We start from the raw sequence: 2,873 nt of genomic DNA, 5'->3' as shown, positions 1-2,873 counted from the left end.
CCGCCGGCTGGCCGCGCCGGGTACCCGCAGTCCGCGCCGCCGGCCGGGTCCGGAATCTCGCCGGCCCCGACCGGGTACGCCCCGACCGGCGCCGCGCCCTACCCCGGCCCGGTCTCGGTTCCGCCGGCCGCCGGGTCGCCCTTCGGGCAGCCGATGTCGTCGCCCCCCGCCTCTGGGCCGGGGTACGGGCAGCCGATGTCGGCCCCGCCCGGTTCCGCCCCGCCGTTCGGCGCGCCGGCCGCCGGCAAGGGACGGCAGGTGCTGGTCCTGGCCGTGGTGGCCGGGCTGCTCTTCGTCCTGGGCGGGGTGATGACCGGCCTGTTCCTCACCACCAGCGGCGAGCTGGACCGTACCGAGAAGAAGATGGCCAGCCAGGTCTCCGAGCGGGACGGCACCATCGCGGCGAACGCCCGGGAGATCGAGAAGCTGAAGGTCGACCTGCAGACCGTGCAGGACAAGCTGGACGACACCGAGCAGGACCTCACCGGCACCCGCAACGACCGGGACGAGCAGGCCCGGCAGAAGAAGGTCATCGCCAACTGCCTGGACAAGCTCACCACCGCGCTCGGCGCGGCGGCCGACGGCAACAGGGCCGCGTACGACAAGGCCATGCAGGGCCTGGACAAGGTCTGCAACGAGGCCGACGACTACCTGTGAGGTGACCCGTCGGGGTCAGGCCGCGCCGGCGGGGCGACGCTCCGGCAGCGCGGTCACCCCGGGCGGGGGGAGGCCGGCGGTCGAGGCGAGCAGCGCGCACCAGGCGAGCAGGTGCGGGGCGAGGTCGTCGTCCAGCGGCGTCCAGGACGCGCGGATCTCGATGTCACCCGCCGTGGGCGGCCCGGCCAGCTCGCCGAACCGGGTCGACATGGTCTGGGTGACGGTGCCGCCGATCGCCCGGTGGCCGGCGTCCTGGGCGTCCAGGGCGTCGGTCAGCCAGGTCCACCCCACCCCGGGCAGCAGCGGGTCGGCGGCCAGGTCGACCTCCAGCTCCGCGGTGACGTAGGTGACCAGCCGCAGGGTGCCCTGCCACGCCTCGTGCCCGGCGGGGTCGTGCAGCAGGATCAGCCGCCCGGTGGTCACCTCGTCGCCGTCGCGCAGGACCGAGGCCGAGAGCGCGAAGGCGTACGGGGCGAGCCGCTGCGGCGCGCCGACCTCCTCGAGCACGATCTCCGACCGGGGCGCCCCGGACCGCAGCCCGGCGACCGCGCGGGCGAAGGTCTCCGGGAGCGCGATCGGGGGGGCCATGCCGGCAGCCTATGCCGCCGCTCACCTGGCCAGCCGGACGGCGCGCCGAAGGCCCTCCCTCAGCCAGACTGATACGGGTCACAAAAGCTGGCGCTGCCCGCTGCGCCGACGGCGCCCCGTGGCACGATGGCCGCGATGACCACCACCACGACGGGCACCGACGCCCGAGACGACGACTCCCGCCCCGGCGGACCGGCCGACTCGCCCTTCGTCCGGGCCTGCCGGCGTCGAGGAGTCCCGCACACCCCGGTCTGGTTCATGCGTCAGGCCGGCCGGTCGCTGCCGGAGTACCGCGAGATCCGGGCGAACGTGGCGATGCTGGAGTCCTGCCGCCGTCCCGAGCTGGTCACCGAGATCACCCTCCAGCCGGTGCGCCGGCACGGGGTGGACGCCGCGATCCTGTTCAGCGACATCGTGGTGCCGGTCGCCGCCGCCGGGGTCGACCTGGACATCGTGCCCGGCACCGGCCCGGTGGTCGCCGAGCCGGTGCGCACCCTCGACGACGTCGAGCGGATCCGGCCGATCACCCGCGACGACGTCTCGTACGTCGACGAGGCGGTCCGGCTGCTCGTCGCCGAGTTGGGCGCCACCCCGCTGATCGGCTTCGCCGGCGCGCCGTTCACCCTGGCCAGCTACCTGGTGGAGGGCGGACCGTCGCGCACGCACGCCAGGACCAAGGCGCTGATGTACGGCCAGCCGGAGCTCTGGCACGCCCTCTGCGGGCGGCTGGCCGAGATCACCCTGGCGTTCCTGCGGGTCCAGATCGACGCCGGGGTCTCCGCGGTGCAGCTCTTCGACTCCTGGGCCGGCGCGCTGTCGGAGGCCGACTACCGCCGCTTCGTGCTGCCGCACTCGGCCGCGGTGCTCGCCGGGCTGGCCGACGCGGGCGTGCCCCGGATCCACTTCGGGGTGGGCACCGCCGAGCTGCTCGGTGCGATGGGCGAGGCCGGCGCCGACGTGGTCGGCGTCGACTGGCGTACGCCGCTGGACGTGGCCACCCGACGGATCGGCCCGGAGCGGGCCGTGCAGGGCAACCTCGACCCGTGCGTGCTGCTCGCCCCGTGGCCGGTGGTGGAGGCGGAGGTGCGGCGCATCCTCACGGAGGGCCGGGCCGCGCCCGGGCACGTGTTCAACCTGGGCCACGGCGTGCTGCCGGAGACCGACCCCGAGGTGCTGACCCGGGTGGTGGCCCTCGTGCACGAATTTTCCGCGCGCCCGGCCGACCAGGGCTGAGCGTCGTGCGACAGCCGTGGCGGGTGGCGGTGGTCGGCGGCGGGATCGCCGGGCTGGCCGCCGCCGTCCGCTTGCGCGACCGCGCCCCGGCCGGCACCGAGATTACGGTGTACGAGCAGTCCGGCGCGCTCGGCGGCAAGCTGCGCACCGGTGAGCTGGCCGGCCAGCCGGTGGAGTTCGGTGCCGAGTCGTTCCTGATGGGGGACCCGGCCGGCGGCGACTCGGCCGCGGTGGCCCTGGTGCGCCGGCTCGGGCTGGGCGAGCGGATCGTGCACCCGACCGTCGGGCAGGCCGCGCTCGTCGTCGACGGCGCGCTGCGCCCGATCCCGGGCGGCACCCTGGTGGGCGTACCCGGGGATCTGGAGTCGGTGGCGACGGTGGCGCGGCCGGACGCG

4 protein-coding genes are annotated in these 2,873 nt (G+C 75.7%); 3 read left to right on the top strand and 1 reads right to left on the bottom strand.

The window, feature by feature from the left end; translation table 11 throughout:
* On the top strand, window positions 1–657 hold a 657-nt coding region (locus NCC78_RS30300; protein WP_250798816.1), incomplete at its 5' end, for a hypothetical protein.
* A gap of 15 nt (window positions 658–672) precedes the next feature.
* Here NCC78_RS30300 and NCC78_RS30295 read toward each other — a convergent pair.
* Window positions 673–1,245 (bottom strand): DUF3000 domain-containing protein, encoded by a 573-nt coding sequence (locus NCC78_RS30295; RefSeq protein WP_250798814.1) that lies wholly within the window; start codon window positions 1,243–1,245, stop codon window positions 673–675.
* Between the two features lie 135 nt (window positions 1,246–1,380).
* Between NCC78_RS30295 and hemE the strand changes: the two genes are divergently transcribed.
* The gene (gene hemE / locus NCC78_RS30290) at window positions 1,381–2,478 is read left to right on the top strand and encodes a uroporphyrinogen decarboxylase (RefSeq protein ID WP_250798812.1); all 1,098 of its coding nucleotides are present in this window, start codon (window positions 1,381–1,383) and stop codon (window positions 2,476–2,478) included.
* A 5-nt stretch (window positions 2,479–2,483) separates the two neighbouring features.
* Window positions 2,484–2,873: FAD-dependent oxidoreductase (locus NCC78_RS30285; RefSeq protein WP_250798810.1), on the top strand; the 390-nt coding region annotated here is incomplete at its 3' end.

This window comes from Micromonospora phytophila (assembly GCF_023656545.1).
Taxonomy (GTDB): domain Bacteria; phylum Actinomycetota; class Actinomycetes; order Mycobacteriales; family Micromonosporaceae; genus Micromonospora; species Micromonospora phytophila.
Note: the sequence above shows the minus strand (reverse complement) of the source record. Positions and strands in the feature narration are given on the sequence as shown.